We start from the raw sequence: 18,841 nt of genomic DNA, 5'->3' as shown, positions 1-18,841 counted from the left end.
TATAAAATACCAAATTTACCTATTGAAGTAAGTTTGTAATACTCATTACATCAAATTAATGAGATTGACCTTATGAAAAAGACCCTCAGTTTTGCCATTATCCATTTTACCGTTGCTTTTAGTGTGGCATTCCTATTAACGGGCAATCTTTTGATCGGTGGCCTGATAGCTTTAATAGAACCCATGGTTAATACCGTTGCTTTTTACTTCCATGAAAAAGTATGGCAAACCCAAAAGCTTGTTCAAACCCAATATTCTTCTCCAAGTAAAAAGACAATCAGTTTCGCTATATTGCATTTTAGTGTCGCTTTTACAGTGGTGTATTTACTAACCGGTGATTTAGTGATTGGTGGTGCAATGGCGATGATCGAGCCAACAATCAATACTTTGGCTTATTACCTGCACGAACGAGTGTGGCAAAAAAAACAGCATCATCAAAATGCGCCTCAGCAATTAATGTCAATGATGGTATGTTTGCACCATTAAAATGCAAAAAACCTGCTAACGACTAATCGCAAGCAGGGTTTTATTAAGAGACGGTTAGTAACTCTGTTTTAGATGATAAACTCGTAAACCTTGCGCCACTTCAGCATAGCTTGCTGAGCCAATGTATTTAATTTGACGTTGGTGTTCCGGTACCAAAGTGAAACTTGAGTCTTCAAACCGACCTTCTCCCTCAAATTCCAAATGCACAAAGAAAGCGGGCTTACTGCTACTTAGCATCACCACGATATCATTATTGTGCTCTGCAACTTCAAACCGTAAATCAGGACAAGCTAACTCACAGTATTTAGGACGCGCTGGAAACCACGTGTTTTCAATTAATTGTTGGCCACTATGTAAATGTACATGGAAAAAACCGTCTTGTTCATGGCCGTCTAAATCTTCATTTAGCCATTCCCATACCACTTTGGTTGAGTCGGCTTCTAAATATTGAGAAATGGGCTCACGATAAAGAATTTCCCCTTCCCAGCTTTGCCATACCACTTCGCCTTTTAACTCGGCATTTTTACGGCCATCATTAACGAGGTGTAATTTAAGCCCTTGTTGATCACGAGTAAACGTGGCGATTTGCGGCGCAAAGAAGCGCCGCGCATGGTAATGCAATTGTTTCCAACGACCGCTGTATTCTAATGATGACCATGAGCTCACAGGCCAGCAATCATTTAATTGCCAAAACAACATTCCCCGGTTAATCGTTTTTTGAGTACGCCAATATTCAGCAGCTGTTTTCACCGCCAATGCCTGTTGCACTTGCGATAAATACAGCATATTAACGAACCCGTTTGGAAACCGGAAATAGCGGGTAAACATCTCGGTAATAACCGAATTACCATGACTACTTTTCTGATGATTTTCAAAACTTGGCGAACTTATATTCCAATCTTGCTCAGGTAAGAAACTCTTTACCGTTGGCAATGATGGCCAAGATTGAAATCCAAATTCAGAGCAGAAACGTGGCGTTACTTGCAAATAAGTATCAAACTCTTTACCGCTATCCCACACATCCCAACAGTGCATGTCACCCCGTAGAGGATCATGGTGCCACGTATCGATAATATCTAATTCACCATTACATGGTGAACTCGCCCAAAAACGACGTGATGGATCTTCACGTTCAACCACCTCTGCTAAGGTACGATTGAGACGATCGTAATTAAGCAGATGCTTCTCACGATATTGACGCGATTCAGGATCACGATTAATCGCCCCTAGCACTTCATTATCACCGCACCACAACGCTAAACTTGGATGATCTTTTAAACGTCGAACTTGATATTCGACTTCTTGTTCAACTTCTGCAATAAAATCAGGGGTTGATGGGTACAGCGCATTAGCAAACATCAAATCTTGCCAAACAAGCAGCCCCAATTCATCACAGATATTATAAAAAATGTCTTTTTCATACATGCCACCGCCCCACACTCGCAGCATGTTCATGTTGGCCGCTGCGGCATCAGTTAATAAACTACGGTAACGCTGTTCACTCATTCGCGCAGGCATCGCATCCAGAGGGATCCAATTTGCACCACGAGCTGAAATCGGCACATCATTGACCATCACCACCATACTTTGGCCGTGATCATCATCTTCAGTAACTAACTCTAACTTACGTAAGCCAATTTGCTTGGTAATGGCAACCCCATCAGCTTCTAAAGCTAATTTATATAACCGTTGCTTACCGTAGCCTGCAGGCCACCAATGACGGGGATTATCAATACGGAAAATAACACTGGCTTTGGTTGCTTCACGATCAAGCGTAAGGTGGAAAGTCTGTCCATCAAAGGTAACTGACGCATTAGCCAGTCCTTTTTCAGAGACAACTTCATAATGTAAAGTGACCGCTAACTCACACTCTTGTTGGTGCCATTTCTGCTTGGTTGCTAAATGACTAATGCGTACATGCTCAATCGGCTGCAGTACAATATCGCCATAAACACCCAATACAGATAAACAAATACTCCAATCCCAACCACTGTGAAATTGAGGTTTACGCAACGTATTCATGAATGGAATTCGATTATTCCCTTCTGCCCACGCTACTGGAAACGGCAGTTTATCTGCACGACTTTTAGCTTCTAAATCCGCACGATGTAGCACAATTTCAATACGGTTAGTACCGACTTGCAAACAGCTTAATACATCCACCTTATGGCGCATGAACATATTTGTAAAATCAGCAACGGTATGACCATTAATGCGAATCTCAGCTACCGTATCAAGCTGATTTAATACCAAGTCCATGGCATTACACGTCAGTTGTTCGGCCGTTAATTCAAAGTGGCGGCTGACAATCCAGTCGCACTCACCGACCCACTGAACTTTTTTTTCATTGGTTGCCCAATATGGATCAGGGATCTCTTCGGCTGCATATAATGCCGAATGAACATCACCCGGCAAATCAATATGAAGGTCTTGAATTGCAGGACGTTGAATACACGCAAGCAACCACTGGCCATTAAGTGAGATTGTCATCAATCACTCCAATACTGAAGCTATTCAGTATGATTTAAATTTGTGAGGATAAACGGAAAGATTTACACGCGTCGTGATTACAGACAGTGATCACGGGTAAATTTCTATCATATCGTGAATATCAAAATTTGATATCACCGCCAAAAAGTAGAAAAAGCCAGCAAAATGCCGGCTTTTTAGAACAGAGTGGTATTATGACGACTTATTCTTCGTCTTCGCTCTCTTCTTCATCATCTTCGTCAGATTCGAAGTAGGTACCCCAACCGTCATAATCAATGCTGTGTTTTTCAGCTAGTTTGATGAGCTTTTCAGCTTGCTCATCAATAAGCTCAGCGTTTAGAGCTGACTCCATAACTGCATCAAAACATACAACCTTGCCACCGCCATCTTCAGGATCAAGCTCTAGCTCTTCTGCTTCTAAAACATTAAAACCAAGTTTAAATGCTTCAACCGCTGCAGCTTCTAGTTCTTCAAATGTGTCTGCAGAGAAGTGGTGCTCAATAGTGTAAAGCGCCTCAGGCTCACTGCCATCTTCAAGTAATGCGGCAATAATTTCGCGCGTTTCTTCTTTTTGCTCTGCAATCAATTCTGCGTAAGACATGGTATCACTCCACCTATGGAATAAATTTGCTGGCAAATATCGCATGGTTTGCACTCAATTACCATATGTTACGCATCCACCAAGCCTAAATTGATCTTAATCAAGCGTTGATGAATTAACGTTAAACCACTAAATACTCACTGTAATGCATAATATTCCATGCTTATTTCAACAATTATTCAACAATAGCCGCAGCATCAGCCCTTATCCTCATTTCGTATATTCATTATTCGCATAGCCACCCATTTTTTTTACACTAATATCCCTCATCGAAAAATCATGCCTTGATGCATTAATATTGATACAAAAAAACTGTGAACAATCGTTGAGTTAGTAACTATATTCCGCTTTAGAATCATGGCACCCCAAAGGAAAATGAGACTGTTTATTAGTACGTTACACCTTTGATACTAAGTGATGCCCATTTTTAGTAAATTACGTTTATTGTTTGTTCCCTTATTTATCCATAAGTGCTTCTTATTTCACTCATGCAGACAAACACACCTTATGGTTATCATTAACCGACGGTGCAGGAGATAACCATGACGACACACACAGAAATAAAACCCGAAAAGAAAAGCTTTTTTTCTCAATTAAAATTCCCATCGGCCTACACCATTTTATTTACGCTTATTGCTTTAGTTGCCGCGCTGACATGGGTTGTACCAGCTGGTCAATATGATCGTGAAATGAATGTAGATCTTGGTAAAGAAGTCCCAATTACTGGTACCTATAAACCAGTTGAGAGCAACCCTCAGGGCGTTATTGATGTCTTACTTGCTCCTATAGATGGCTTCTATAACCATGAGTCTTATGAAGCTGCAGCTATTGATGTGTCACTGTTCATTCTCATTATCGGTGGCTTTTTAGGGCTAGTGACAAAAACAGGAGCCATTGACGCAGGTATTGAGCGCGTCACAGCTCGTCTGCACGGTAAAGAAGAGCTAATGATCCCTATTCTAATGGGTCTATTTGCTGCTGGCGGAACCATTTATGGTATGGCAGAAGAATCATTACCTTTTTATACGTTATTAGTACCAGTGATGATGGCGGCACGGTTTGACCCTCTCGTTGCTGCTGCAACAGTGTTATTAGGCGCTGGCATTGGAACCTTGGGATCAACAATAAACCCATTTGCAACGGTTATTGCATCTAACGCAGCAGGCATACCGTTCACTGATGGCATTATGTTACGAATTATTATTCTAACGGTTGGTTGGTTAATCTGTGTTGGTTACGTCATGCGCTATGCAAAAATGGTGCGCGAAGATAAAACAAAATCAATTGTGTATGACCAATATGAACAAAATAAAGCGCATTTTCTAAGTAATCAATCAGATCAAATGCTGGAATTCACCACCACACGTAAAGTTATTCTAGCCATTTTTGGACTCTCGTTTGCAGTGATGATTTACGGCGTAGCGGTTGCAGGTTGGTGGATGCCACAAATATCTGCAATGTTCCTTGGTGCTTCTATTCTGATTGGTTTTGTGTCACGAATGAGTGAAGAAGATTTTTCAACCAGCTTTATTGATGGTGCACGAGATCTACTTGGCGTGGCGTTAATTATCGGTATTGCGCGCGGTATTGTAGTGATAATGGATCGCGGTATGATCACCGATACCATTCTAAACTCAGCCGAGCATATCGTCACCGGCCTCTCAGCGGTGGTATTTATCAATGTAATGTATATATTAGAAATATTACTGTCATTTTTAGTACCATCCACTTCTGGATTGGCAGTACTCACCATGCCAATTATGGCACCACTGGCTGATTTCTCAGGTGTCGGGCGCGAGCTTGTTGTGACAGCTTATCAATCTGCTTCTGGTGTAGTTAATTTAGTCACCCCTACTTCTGCTGTAGTAATGGGAGGGCTTGCGATTGCACGTGTACCTTATGTTCGATGGTTAAAATGGGTCGCACCATTATTAGGTATTATTATTGTATTTACGATGGTGGTATTAAGTATTGGCGTAATATTAGTGTAGATCTTTAATTTACCCATTAAATCATTTTAAATAATTAAAACCACCCTTGGGTGGTTTTTTATTTTTCAGTCCAAATAGAATTAGATTTTTTATTATCCTTTAATTTATCACTATACTTGTTGTTAATATTTTTATTATTCATTACGTCCTACTCTATAACTCTATAACTCTATAATTCTATAATTCTATAATTCTATAATTCTATAATTCTATAATTCTATAATTCTATAATTCTATAATTCTATAATTCTATAAAACATAATACATATTTAAACAAAAAAAATAACATTTAATTGGTTTAACAAACAATGAATCAGCATCACAAAAAACACTTTAAAATTAAAATATCCAGCGCATAAAGACCATTATTTAAAATAGATAATCATATTAGGTGAATATTATTCAACAGCATTAAAACTTATTTAAAACAATAAAATGCATAAGATTCCACATTGAAAATAAATACTAATTAAAAACAACATCATAAGATAAGAAGACTTCTTAAAAAAACATCAAAACCACATAATAAACCAGGCTATATTTTTATTTTTTTACTATTTTTTTTTGAAAATAACCACCATAACTGAGCTAAGTCATTAATAATTAAAGTGTGATAACGATCTTATACAAATAAAACCAACCACGTAGAATCAATTGCATAAACAACACGCAATACTTATTTAACGCTTCGTAACTTTAAACATAGCCAATCATTAACAGGCATAAATAGAGAGATACTATCATGAGTAACTTTTATGTGGGTTCTGAAATAGGTCAACTACGCCGCGTACTAATCCACCGTCCAGAGCGTGCTTTAAATAATCTTACACCGTCTAATTGCCAAGACTTATTATTTGATGATGTTTTATCAGTTGAAAAAGCAGGCCAAGAACATGATGTATTTGCTAATACTTTACGCCAACAAGGTGTTGAAGTTTTATTATTACAAACCATGTTAAGTGAAACATTAGCAATTCCTGAAGCCAAAGATTGGCTATTATCAACTCAAATTTCAAATTACCGTTTTGGTGATACCTTTGCGAATGATATTCGCTGTTTCTTAGCGGATCTTCCTCACGCAGAACTCGCTTCAATATTATTAGGCGGCTTAAGCTACGCAGAATTACCACTGCAATCTTCTTCTATTATGCAAAAAATGCATTCGCCTTGTGATTTTATTATTAAGCCGTTACCTAACCATCTTTTTACTCGTGATACTTCATGTTGGGTTTATGGTGGTGTTTCAATTAACCCAATGGCTAAAGAAGCGCGTCAACGGGAAACTAATCATTTACGCGCTATTTATCGCTGGCACCCAACATTTGCAGGCCAAGACTTTATTAAATACTTTGGCGATGAGCAAAATGCTTATGACAAATCCACCATTGAAGGCGGTGATGTTTTAGTTATCGGTAAAGGCAGCGTATTAATCGGCATGTCAGAGCGCACAACACCACAGGGTGTTGAAGCATTAGCAGCAAGCTTATTTAAGCACGGCCAAGCCAAGCAAGTCATTGCAATGGAATTACCAAAGCACCGTTCATGCATGCACCTCGATACAGTTATGACACATATGCGTGAAGACACCTTCTCTGTTTACCCTGAAGTTATTCGCAAAGATGTCCAATGCTGGAGCCTAACTGGCGATGCTTATGGCAATGTTAAAGCTAAAGAAGAAAGTTATTTTGTTCACGCTATCGAAAAAGCTTTGGGCGTTGATCAACTTAATCTTATTACCACAGGTGGTGATAACTTTGAAGCTGAACGTGAGCAATGGAACGATGCTAACAACGTATTAACCGTCAGCCCAGGGGTCGTTATTGGTTATGAGCGTAATACTTACACCAATGAAAAATATGATAAAGCAGGCATTACCGTATTACCTATTCCTGGTGATGAACTTGGCCGCGGTCGTGGTGGTGCTCGCTGCATGAGCTGCCCAATTGAGCGTGATGGTATTTAACCCGAGATAACAAAGGCTGGTGCGGTGCGACTACCGACCAGCCACTAATAAATACGGAGATACACAGCTATGACTAAACAAACTGTTGTGGTTGCCCTTGGTGGTAACGCTTTATTACGTCGCGGTGAGCCTTTAGAAGCCAGCATTCAACGTCAAAACATTGCGACAGCCGCCAAAACTATCGCAGAAATTGCACAGCAATATAACGTGGTATTGGTACATGGAAATGGTCCTCAAGTAGGTCTACTTGCATTGCAAGGATTGGAATATAAAAAAGTCATGCCGTACCCATTAGACGTCTTGGGCTCAGAAACCCAAGGCATGATCGGCTACATCTTAATGCAAGAATTAAAGAATTTACTGCCAGAGCAAGACGTCTCTTGCATGCTAACTCAAATGCTCGTTGACCCACAAGACCCTGCATTTGCTGATCCAACCAAACCTATTGGCCCTGTGTATCAAGAAGCTGAAGCGCGTGAGTTAGCTGAGAAGTTTCATTGGACGGTAAAAGCTGACGGCCAATACTTCCGCCGCGTAGTACCAAGCCCACAACCGATTGGCATCGTGGAATGTGATGCAATCGAAACCTTAATTAAACGCGATCACTTAGTCATTTGTACTGGTGGTGGTGGTATTCCGGTTAAACGTGAAAATAACAAACTGGTGGGTGTTGAGGCTGTAATTGATAAAGACATGTCAGCGGCTTATCTCGCCAAGCAATTGAATGCCGATGCACTACTTATTTTGACAGATGCAGATGCCGTTTATCTTGATTGGGGTAAAGCGACTCAAAAAGCTATCTCAAGTACTACGCCACGAACGTTAGCACAATACAGTTTTGATGCTGGCTCAATGGGTCCCAAAATTGAAGCCTCCTGCGAATTTATCAAGCAGGGTGGAAAATTAGTTGGTATCGGTGCATTACATGATGGATTAGAAATTCTAAAAGGGCTTGCTGGAACAAATATTATTGCAGATAAGTAGAATAACTATTCACAAATTACAAAAAATAAGATACACATATTATTAACATTGAATATTATCGAGTAACTCAACCATAACATAAAAGATTCAGTCGAAGAGATACTGAACCTTAAGAGGGATACATCATGGCTTTTAATCTTCGTAATCGTAACTTCCTAAAATTACTTGATTTCACTCCTCGTGAGATTCAACATTTACTAGAACTATCGGCTGAATTAAAAAAAGCAAAATACAATGGCTATGAACAACCTCGCCTTAAGGGTAAAAACATTGCACTGATCTTTGAAAAAACCTCAACCCGTACGCGTTGTGCATTTGAAGTTGCCGCTTTTGATCAAGGCGCTCAAGTTTCTTACTTAGGTCCTTCTGGCTCTCAAATTGGCCATAAAGAATCAATGAAAGACACCGCTCGTGTATTAGGTCGTATGTACGATGGCATTGAATACCGTGGTTTTGGACAAGCTATTGTTGAAGAACTTGGTGCCTACGCTGGTGTGCCGGTGTGGAATGGTTTAACTGATGAATTCCACCCAACGCAAATTTTAGCAGACTTCCTAACAATGCAAGAGCATGGTCGTGGTAAAGCATTGCACCAAATGTCATTTGCTTACCTTGGCGATGCACGCAATAACATGGGTAATTCATTGATGGTTGGCGCAGCGAAAATGGGAATGGATATTCGCCTTGTTGCACCAAAAGCTTTTTGGCCTGACGCTGAACTTGTTGCTCAATGTCGTGAAATTTCGGCTGAAACAGGTGCAAAAATCACCATGACCGAAGATGTTCAAGAAGGTGTTCAAGGGTGTGATTTCCTTTATACCGATGTGTGGGTTTCTATGGGTGAAGCCAAAGAAGCATGGGCAGAACGAATTAATTTAATGCTGCCATACCAAGTCAATATGACGATGTTAAAAGCCACAGGTAATCCGCATGTGAAGTTTATGCACTGTTTACCAGCGTTCCATGGCGAAGATACCACCGTAGGAAAAGAACTCGCTCAAGCTTACCCAATGTTATCTAAAGGGGTGGAAGTGACTGATGAAGTAATTGAATCTGATCACTCTATTGTATTTGATGAAGCAGAAAACCGTATGCATACTATTAAAGCGGTAATGGTAGCAACACTGGGCAACTAAGTGACTATCAACAACAATAACGTTTAATGCCTGCCGTTCGCTTGAACGGCAGTTGCATATTTTTGCAGACACAAAATTCATCACAAAATAAATGTCTTTATTTTTCATGCAAATAAGAACATAAAACACCAAAAATCACGTAACTAAAATTGCATAAAAATCCGTAGATTGAATAGTTAACGCAAACGCTTGCGCCATAAAAAATAGACGGTATAATCCTTGCAATTTGCCTAGCAAGAGATAAAAAATGAACCCAGCAATGAACTCGACATTAACTCGCAGTAATCATCCTTTGATGATGGTTTGTTATTTTATTTTTACTATTTTTCAAAAAAAAGCCTCCTTTTAATAGGGGGCTTTTTTTTGCCTAAAATTTAGCAAACAACAACCGTTTTTAATTTAATCAAACCATCATAGGGAAAGAAGCCATGGCTAATTCGCTGTTTAAAAAGCATATTATTTCTATACCAGAGCTTAATCGTGCTGAGCTAGAGCTTATTATTGATACAGCCGCGAGACTAAAAGCCGAACCGAACCCGACCTTACTTCAAAATAAAGTCGTCGCTAGTTGCTTCTTTGAACCTTCGACCCGTACTCGTCTTTCTTTTGAAACGGCGATTCAACGCTTAGGCGGCACAGTTGTCGGTTTTGATTCACCAGGAAATACATCGTTGGCAAATAAAGGTGAAACATTATCAGATTCAGTCCAAGTGATTACCTCTTATGTTGATGCTTTTGTGATGCGTCATCCACAAGAAGGGGCTGCACGATTAGCATCTGAATTTTCAAATGGTGTGCCTGTTATCAATGGTGGTGATGGTGCAAACCAACATCCAACCCAAACTTTGCTGGATTTGTTTACTATCCATGAAACCCAAGGTCGACTTGATGGTATTAATATCGCCTTTGTCGGTGATTTAAAATATGGCCGTACCGTACATTCATTAACTCAAGCATTATCAAAGTTTAATGATGTTAAGTTCTTCTTTATCGCTCCAGAAGTATTGGCAATGCCTGATTATATTTGTGAAGAGTTGGATGATGCGGGTATCAGTTACAGCTTGCATAACAACATGGAAGACGTCATTCCTGAGTTAGATATTCTTTACATGACTCGTGTTCAAAAAGAGCGTTTTGATGAGTCTGAATATGTGCATATGAAAGCCGCTTATATTTTAACCGCCAACATGTTAGAAAGCGCTCGTGATAACCTAAAAGTATTACATCCACTACCACGAGTTGATGAAATCACTGTTGATGTCGATAAGACCAAATATGCTTACTTCTTCCAACAAGCAGAAAATGGTGTCTATGCACGTCAAGCGTTACTGGCTCTTGTACTTAATGAAACTTTATAAAAAGGTGTGATGATCATGGTTAAGGAAACCCAACTAAAAGTTGAAGCAATTAAAAACGGCACTGTTATCGATCATATCCCAGCCAATATTGGCATTAAGATTCTTAAATTATTTAATATCGATGGAACAAATGAGCGTGTCACTATCGGGCTTAATTTGCCGTCTTCAGCGCTAGGCGCCAAAGATCTTATTAAAATTGAAAATGTGTTTGTCACTGAAGATCAAGCCAATCAATTAGCGCTTTACGCGCCAAAAGCAACCGTTAATCAAATTGAAAATTATGAAGTAGTTAAAAAGCTAAATTTATCACTACCTGAATTTATCAGCGCTATATTTAAATGCCCAAACAGTAACTGTATATCACACGGCGAACCCGTTAACAGTGGCTTTAAAGTGCTGACTAAAAAATCAGATATTCAATTAAAATGTAAGTACTGCGAAAAAGTGTTCTCACGTCAAATCGTCACTGAATGTAATAGCTAAATAGCTCCCTCCTTTACCCAGCAAATACACTTTCGACAACAAAGCGTAAATGCTGGGTATGTTTGCTTCGCAAGATCACAAATTTACTATCAATTAGCAGTATTCAATAATGCTAATCAGCATCACATTGCCATCATTCACTACAATAACTCCATATTACGTTTGTTATTTGGTGATAATGGTCATATCACCACTATATTATAATTGTTATTATCCATATGAACCAAGATGCATTTTTGAGCCGTAACGGTTATTGATATCGCCAATCTGTTTTTGATCCATACATTGCCAAGGAGTGACTTCAATGGATATCCAACCCCCAGCAATCGATCATCATTATTGTAATGATAATATGACATCAGCATGTAAACGTTTACTACAACAACAAAGCTTTACAACGCAAGATGATATTCGGTATCAATTAATTGAATTGGGCTTTCATGATATCAGCCAATCAACAGTATCACGGCTATTATTACGCTTAGGCGTTGCGAAAGTACCTAATGCTGCGGGGAAAAAAATTTATTGTCTTACTACCGAAAATGAACCTATTAAAATTAATGCATCCATTGCATCACAAATAGAATTTGTTAGTCATAATCAACTCGTTGTCGTCATTAAAACCCATCCAGGTAGCGCACAGTTAGTAGCGAGATTAATCGATATGCAGCCTCATGTGGATATTTTAGGCACCATCGGTGGCAATGATACGGTGATGGTTGCACCAAAAGACATCACTCGAATTAACCAATGTCTACAAGTTGTAAAACAATGCTTAGGGTTGAAATAGCGATTTATAACGGTGATCATTAGTTGAATCTAAGCGTTATTGCCCCCATATTAATTAGCACTTAGAGGCGATTACTTGTGCCTTTTAATGATCATTAAATAGGATATATCATGACAAAAATTCTTCATACAGAGCAAGCACCAGCAGCAATCGGTCCTTACGTACAAGGTGTTGATCTTGGTAGCATGGTACTAACATCAGGCCAGATCCCTGTTAATCCTCTAACAGGTGAAGTTGCAGAAGACATTGCAGCTCAAACACGTCAGTCACTAGATAACGTTAAGGCCGTTGTGGAAGCATCAGGCTTATGTGTTGCTGATATCGTGAAGATGACTGTATTTGTTAAAGATCTAAATGACTTTGGTGCTGTAAATGAAGTTTACGGTACATTTTTCGATGAACACAATGCGCCTTACCCTGCTCGCTCTTGTGTTGAAGTTGCACGTCTACCTAAAGATGTGAAAATTGAAATTGAAGCGATTGCTGTACGTAAATAATCGTTAAAAAGCGATCACGAGACTGAAATCAGTGATCGCTTTTTATGATAATGATTAGGAATGAGACTGTTCCACGATAGCTAATACTTGCGCAAACCATGCAGTAAACAACTGCGGGGCTTGTTGTAGTTGTAACTGTAACTCCGCGATAGACCACCAACGGTAAGCCATCACTTCAGCAGTATTAGGCGTAAAGACTAATCCATCACCATTGGCAATCAGCACATGATCTAATTCATGTTCAATTAACTGCTGATCCAATTTAGCGTAATAACAAAAGTGACCTACATCAGTTAATTTAGTTGGTAGCGTAATGCCCATTTCTTCTTGTAAGCGACGAATACCCGCTTGACTAAATGACTCCCCTTTACGTGGATGAGAACAACAAGTATTAGTCCATAAACCACCACTATGGTATTTCTCTAGTGCACGTTGATGTAACAGGTATTCACGCCCAGAGGGAGTATCACGATAAAGTAATACTGAAAAAGCCAAGTGCAATGTGCCATCACGGTGAGCTTGCATTTTTTCTTGAAGACCCAGTTCATGGCCTTGCTCATCTACCAATACTACATATTCTTCAGTCATGATTATCTTCTACTTTTATAGCAAAATATTGCTCATTGTTATTTATTCACAATAAAACAAAACAAGGACATGTTCATAAAACATGTCCTTGTTAATGATGCTCATATTATATCTTTTAGCTATATTTATTAAGCTTTATATGGATATTAGTGATGACTGTTGCGCTGAGCAACTTCTTGATTGAGCTCTGCTAATTTAGCAACCATCACATCACGGCTTTGAGTTAGTAAGTTACGTACATCTTCCTTACCCAACCCTTGCGTCGCGATCGGTGCCATTACTTCAACAATCACTAAACCGTTATTCCAACGATTCAATTTCACATTATCCGTTGAACTACACACGATTGGTACCACAGGTACTTGAGCACCAATTGCCGCATGAAACGCACCAGTCTTAAAAGGTAATAACCCACGGCCACGAGAGCGTGTTCCTTCAGGGAACATCCACACAGATACTTTATTTTTTTTTATTTTATCAACAACCTGACCAATTGTACCTACCGCTTTACTGCGATTAGCACGATCAATAAGAATGTTACCTGTGATCCAGTATAGTTGCCCAAACAGTGGAATCCAGACTAAACTTTTTTTACCTACCGTTACTGTACGCTGCATAATCGCACCTGAAACGGTAAATAAATCATAGTTATTTTGATGGTTAGCAATATAGACAGCCGAGCCAACTTGCTCTGCACCTTCCGCGTAACGAATCTCCAGTTTAATCCCTAATACGCGTGACATTTTGCTAAAAAGCCGCCCAAAAGTATAAACATGTTTAGGGTTACGAGGGCTAAATAAGCAATAACCACAGCCAAAGACAAAGGTTACAATCGCAAAGATCGCGACAGCAATCATGCGTAAAATATAAATCATTCAAACACTCCTCTGCGTACAAGTGTGCGCCAGTATACCCACAGCAAAGAAAATTACACCTGTTATATAAATCTATAACGTTATAATTAACAGCACAATTTACACACATAAATCATTAAAAAACCCTCAATAAAAAGAGGGCCTTATGGTATATATCACCGTCATTAACTGTCAGTTAATTGATCATCGGTTGCTGTTTGTGGGGAATCAATTTCAATATTTGTCACACGTTGCAAGCCTCGTGGCAACATTGAACCTCGACGTCCTCGTTCGCCACGGAAATTTTCAAGATCACTTGGTTTTAGACCTAACTTACGTTTACCGGCGTACAATGTGACATGACTATCAGCCGTGATCACCGTCAAATACGATAAAAATTCTTCTCGAGCTTTTGCGCGGGCTGATGGAATATTAATGATCTTATTGCCCTTACCTTTACCTAACTGTGGCAAATCTTTAATTGGGAATAATAGCATTCGACCTTCATTAGTGATGGCCATAATTTGATCATTATTAATATCATCAATAGGTTGCGGTGGCAGTACCAATGAATTTTCAGGTACGGTTAATAAGGCTTTACCGCTCTTATTTTTCGATACCATATCACTGCTCTTACAAATGAAACCATAGCCAGCATCTGATGCCATTAGCCATAATTGATTATCATCAGCCATCATTACCTGTCGCATATTGGTGCCAGGTGTTAGATTTAAACGACCAGTGATCGGTTCACCCTGGCTACGTGCTGACGGTAAACTATGAGATTCAAGCGCATAACTACGACCATCTGAACCTAAGAAGATTGCAGGTTGATTACTCTTACCTCGCGCATGAGCAAGATAATTATCACCTGACTTATAATTTAGCGTGCATGGATCAACCTCATGCCCTTTCGCATGACGTATCCAGCCTTTATCAGACAGAACAACAGTGATCGCTTCGCTTGGAATTAAGTCACGTTCTGTCATCGCTTTTGCTTCTGCTCGTTCAACTAATGGTGAACGACGATCATCACCATACTTTTCAGCATCTGCGATCATTTCTTTTTTAATTAAGGTATTTAAACGACGTTCAGAACCTAATAACTTTTCAAGTTGCTCACGTTCTTTGGCTAATTCGTCTAATTCGCCACGGATCTTAATTTCTTCAAGCTTGGCTAACTGACGTAGTTTGATTTCTAAAATGGCATCAGCTTGAGTCGCACTTAAATCAAAGCGTGACATTAACTCGGCTTTGGGATCATCCTCACTACGAATGATCTCAATCACTTCATCAATATTTAAATACGCCGCTAATAAACCTTCAAGAATATGTAATCGTGCTATCACTTTATCTAAACGATACTGTAAACGGCGACGTACAGTGCTACGACGGTACTCAAGCCATTCTTTGATGATAGTCACTAAGCCTTTAACTTGTGGACGACCATCTAATCCCAGCATGTTGATATTAGCGCGAAAACTTTTTTCTAAATCTGTTGATGCAAATAGGTGGTTCATCAACTGATCGCAATCAATACGATTAGTACGCGGTACGATCACGATGCGAGTTGGATTCTCATGATCAGATTCGTCACGTAGATCCTCAACCATTGGCAGTTTTTTGGCACGCATTTGTGCCGCAATTTGCTCCAATAATTTGGCACCTGATGTCTGATGTGGCAAAGCAGTAATAACGATATCACCGTTTTCTTTATGCCAAATAGCGCGCATTTTAACGCTACCACGCCCGGTGGCGTACATCTTCTTCAAGTCTGATTTTGAGGTGATAATTTCAGCTTCTGTCGGATAATCAGGACCTTGGACAAATTCCATTAATTGTTCAAGATCAGCATTAGGATTATCGATCATATGTACCGCAGCATTGGCGACTTCACGTACGTTATGCGGTGGAATATCCGTTGCCATACCCACAGCAATACCTGTAATACCATTTAATAGAATATGAGGTAATCGTGCTGGTAACATTTTAGGCTCAAGCATGGTACCGTCAAAGTTAGGTATCCAATCAGCAGTGCCTTGGCTTATTTCAGATAATAAGACTTCTGAAAAACGCGATAAACGTGATTCGGTGTAACGCATTGCAGCAAAAGATTTGGGATCGTCAGGCGCACCCCAGTTACCTTGACCGTCCACTAACGGATAACGGTAAGAGAAAGGTTGTGCCATCAATACCATCGCTTCATAACACGCAGAATCACCGTGTGGATGGAATTTACCTAATACGTCACCAACTGTACGTGCCGATTTTTTATATTTTGCTGTTGCGTTCAAACCTAATTCAGACATCGCATAAATAATACGACGTTGTACTGGTTTTAAGCCGTCACCAATAAAAGGCAAGGCACGATCCATGATCACATACATGGAGTAATTTAAATAAGCGTCTTCAGTAAACTTTCTAAGTGGAAGCTGTTCAACGCCATCCATAGAGACATCAGTCATCGTGAGATAATCCGTCTTAAATAATGCGATTCGGCAAACATAATGTTTGCCGATTTAAAAAATGATATAGGTGGGGATGAATTACACTTCCGCCATATCGCCTTTGCTTTGTAGCCAATGGCGACGATCTTCTGCACGTTTTTTACCAAGCAACATATCCATCATTTCATTGGTTTCACTATCATCATCAATAGTTAATTGCACCAAACGACGAGTATTTGGATCCATGGTAGTTTCACGTAATTGCAATGGGTTCATCTCACCCAGACCTTTAAAGCGCTGCACGTTAATTTTGCCACGCTTACCGCTTAAACGCTCAAGAATGGCATTCTTTTCAGCTTCATCTAATGCATAAAAAACCTCTTTACCTAAATCGATACGGTAAAGTGGTGGCATCGCGATAAACACATGCCCGGCACGTACTAAGGCTTCAAAGTGCTTCATAAACAAAGCGCACAGTAAGGTTGCGATATGTAAACCATCGGAGTCCGCATCGGCAAGTACGCATATTTTACCGTAGCGTAGGCCACTTAAATCGCCACTATCCGGATCAATACCCAATGCAATTGAGATATTATGAACTTCCTCAGAAGCCAATACTTGATCCGATGACACTTCCCAAGTATTCAATATCTTACCGCGTAACGGCATGATAGCTTGGAACATGCGATCGCGAGCTTGTTTTGCAGAACCACCAGCCGAATCACCTTCCACCAAGAATAATTCAGTACGATTTAAGTCTTGCTGCGAACAGTCGGCTAATTTACCCGGTAACGCTGGGCCTGAAGCTATCTTTTTACGAACGACTTTTTTACTGGCTCGCATACGGCGATGGGCATTAGCAATACAAACTTCTGCCAACAATTCAGCCAGTTGTGGGCGCTCATTAAGCCATAAACTAAAGGCATCTTTTACTACGCCAGCAACAAATGCCGCACATTGACGTGACGATAAACGCTCTTTAGTTTGACCGGCAAATTGTGGATCCTGCATTTTTACCGATAACACGTAAGCACAGCGATCCCAAATATCATCAGCTGTTAGTTTTACGCCTCGTGGTAATAAATTACGGAATTCACAGAACTCACGCATCGCATCAAGTAAACCTTGGCGTAAGCCATTAACGTGAGTACCACCTTGGGCGGTTGGAATCAGGTTAACGTAACTTTCAGTGATCAGTTCACCGCCTTCTGGCAACCATAGCAGCGCCCAATCGGCAGCTTCAGTGGCACCACTAAAGACACCGGTAAAAGGTTCTTCAGGCAATAAAGTATAGCCTTTAACACCTTCAGCCAAATAATCCTTAAGGCCATCCTCGTAACACCAACTAACTGTTTCATCAGTTATTTTATTGGTAAATACTACTTCTAAGCCAGGGCATAATACCGCTTTGGCTTTTAAGTTACTTTTAAGACGGGTAACTGAAAATTTAGCGCTATCAAAATATTTAGGATTAGGCCAAAAATGAACTTTAGTTCCTTTAGCACGACGACCACAAGTGCCAATCACTTCTAATTCAGAGACTTTATCGCCATTTTCAAATGCGATTTGGTACACTTGACCGTCACGTTTAACCGTCACTTCAACCCGATTAGAAAGGGCGTTAACAACTGAAATACCTACCCCGTGCAAACCACCTGAAAATTGGTAGTTCTTGCCCGAAAATTTACCTCCGGCATGCAATTTACATAGAATAAGTTCAACCCCAGAAACCCCTTCTTCTGGGTGGATATCTACCGGCATACCACGGCCATCATCAATCACTTCTAATGATTGATCGGCATGAAGAATGACTTCAACTTTACGAGCATGTCCAGCCAAGGCTTCATCGACACTGTTATCGATAACTTCTTGACCAAGGTGGTTAGGTCTTACCGTATCGGTATACATACCCGGACGGCGGCGTACTGGCTCAAGGCCATTTAGAACCTCAATGGCTCCAGCGTTATAGCTTTGATCTGTCATATCACGGAAATTTACGGGAAAATTTTACAAACAATAGTCAGTAACCCTCGCGTTGTTGTCAAGCGAGAGTCAGCGGAAAACTCACATTCAGTGAGTAGCACCTCTTTTTGGCGTTATTAAAAAGGGGCAAAAACAAGCGATTCATTTATGCTAATGCACATAACTTGATTTATAGGGTAGCCTATCTCGT

General features: G+C 39.9%; 15 protein-coding genes. 9 read left to right on the top strand and 6 right to left on the bottom strand.

Annotated features, from left to right (window positions below; genetic code table 11):
* Window positions 1-72: 72 nt before the first annotated feature.
* A complete protein-coding gene (locus VXS03_RS15310; protein ID WP_327764750.1) occupies window positions 73-486 on the top strand; it encodes a DUF2061 domain-containing protein in 414 nt (137 codons plus the stop codon).
* A 54-nt stretch (window positions 487-540) separates the two neighbouring features.
* On the opposite strand, the gene VXS03_RS15305 is transcribed toward VXS03_RS15310, so the two are convergent.
* Both VXS03_RS15305 and rraB read right to left on the bottom strand, forming a co-directional pair.
* Window positions 541-2,976, bottom strand: coding sequence for a beta-mannosidase (locus VXS03_RS15305; protein WP_327764748.1), 2,436 nt, complete (start codon window positions 2,974-2,976; stop codon window positions 541-543).
* A gap of 202 nt (window positions 2,977-3,178) precedes the next feature.
* Window positions 3,179-3,577, bottom strand: a complete 399-nt coding sequence (gene rraB, locus VXS03_RS15300; protein ID WP_256383276.1) for a ribonuclease E inhibitor RraB — start codon at window positions 3,575-3,577, stop codon at window positions 3,179-3,181.
* Window positions 3,578-4,119: 542 nt separating this feature from the next.
* On the opposite strand from rraB, the gene VXS03_RS15295 reads away from it, so the two are divergent.
* The 8 genes from VXS03_RS15295 (at window position 4,120) to VXS03_RS15260 (ending at window position 12,779) form a co-directional block, all read left to right on the top strand.
* Window positions 4,120-5,568 (top strand): YfcC family protein, encoded by a 1,449-nt coding sequence (locus tag VXS03_RS15295; protein WP_327764741.1) that lies wholly within the window; start codon window positions 4,120-4,122, stop codon window positions 5,566-5,568.
* Window positions 5,569-6,310: 742 nt separating this feature from the next.
* Window positions 6,311-7,531: an arginine deiminase gene (gene arcA / locus VXS03_RS15290; protein ID WP_327764739.1), complete on the top strand. Its 1,221-nt coding sequence runs from the start codon at window positions 6,311-6,313 to the stop codon at window positions 7,529-7,531.
* Window positions 7,532-7,600: 69 nt separating this feature from the next.
* A complete protein-coding gene (arcC, locus tag VXS03_RS15285; protein ID WP_327764736.1) occupies window positions 7,601-8,515 on the top strand; it encodes a carbamate kinase in 915 nt (304 codons plus the stop codon).
* Between the two features lie 125 nt (window positions 8,516-8,640).
* Window positions 8,641-9,651, top strand: coding sequence for an ornithine carbamoyltransferase (locus VXS03_RS15280; RefSeq protein WP_327764734.1), 1,011 nt, complete (start codon window positions 8,641-8,643; stop codon window positions 9,649-9,651).
* A 428-nt stretch (window positions 9,652-10,079) separates the two neighbouring features.
* Window positions 10,080-11,009 carry an aspartate carbamoyltransferase gene (pyrB, locus tag VXS03_RS15275; protein WP_327764733.1) on the top strand — a complete coding sequence of 310 codons (930 nt, stop codon included), beginning with the start codon at window positions 10,080-10,082 and terminating at the stop codon, window positions 11,007-11,009.
* Between the two features lie 15 nt (window positions 11,010-11,024).
* Window positions 11,025-11,492 carry an aspartate carbamoyltransferase regulatory subunit gene (gene pyrI, locus VXS03_RS15270; protein ID WP_080158557.1) on the top strand — a complete coding sequence of 156 codons (468 nt, stop codon included), beginning with the start codon at window positions 11,025-11,027 and terminating at the stop codon, window positions 11,490-11,492.
* 304 nt (window positions 11,493-11,796) lie between these two features.
* Window positions 11,797-12,282, top strand: a complete 486-nt coding sequence (locus VXS03_RS15265; protein ID WP_327764730.1) for an arginine repressor — start codon at window positions 11,797-11,799, stop codon at window positions 12,280-12,282.
* A 110-nt stretch (window positions 12,283-12,392) separates the two neighbouring features.
* Window positions 12,393-12,779 carry a Rid family detoxifying hydrolase gene (locus tag VXS03_RS15260; protein WP_327764728.1) on the top strand — a complete coding sequence of 129 codons (387 nt, stop codon included), beginning with the start codon at window positions 12,393-12,395 and terminating at the stop codon, window positions 12,777-12,779.
* Window positions 12,780-12,833: 54 nt separating this feature from the next.
* Here VXS03_RS15260 and idi read toward each other — a convergent pair whose 3' ends face one another.
* From idi to parE, 4 genes are all read right to left on the bottom strand, one after another.
* The gene (gene idi / locus VXS03_RS15255; protein WP_327764726.1) at window positions 12,834-13,367 is read right to left on the bottom strand and encodes an isopentenyl-diphosphate Delta-isomerase; all 534 of its coding nucleotides are present in this window, start codon (window positions 13,365-13,367) and stop codon (window positions 12,834-12,836) included.
* A gap of 146 nt (window positions 13,368-13,513) precedes the next feature.
* Complete coding sequence (locus tag VXS03_RS15250; RefSeq protein ID WP_327764724.1) at window positions 13,514-14,242, bottom strand: 1-acylglycerol-3-phosphate O-acyltransferase; 729 nt, start codon at window positions 14,240-14,242, stop codon at window positions 13,514-13,516.
* Between the two features lie 164 nt (window positions 14,243-14,406).
* Window positions 14,407-16,686, bottom strand: a complete 2,280-nt coding sequence (gene parC / locus VXS03_RS15245) for a DNA topoisomerase IV subunit A (RefSeq protein WP_327764722.1) — start codon at window positions 16,684-16,686, stop codon at window positions 14,407-14,409.
* 81 nt (window positions 16,687-16,767) lie between these two features.
* On the bottom strand, window positions 16,768-18,651 hold the full coding sequence (parE, locus tag VXS03_RS15240) for a DNA topoisomerase IV subunit B (protein ID WP_327764720.1): 1,884 nt from the start codon (window positions 18,649-18,651) through the stop codon (window positions 16,768-16,770).
* Between the last annotated feature and the right edge of the window lie 190 nt (window positions 18,652-18,841).

The sequence above is a fragment of the Photobacterium sp. S4TG1 genome (genome assembly GCF_036040035.1).
Classification (GTDB): Bacteria; Pseudomonadota; Gammaproteobacteria; order Enterobacterales; family Vibrionaceae; genus Photobacterium.
The sequence above is the reverse complement of the archived record's forward strand: the minus strand, read 5'-3'. Positions and strand labels throughout refer to the sequence as shown.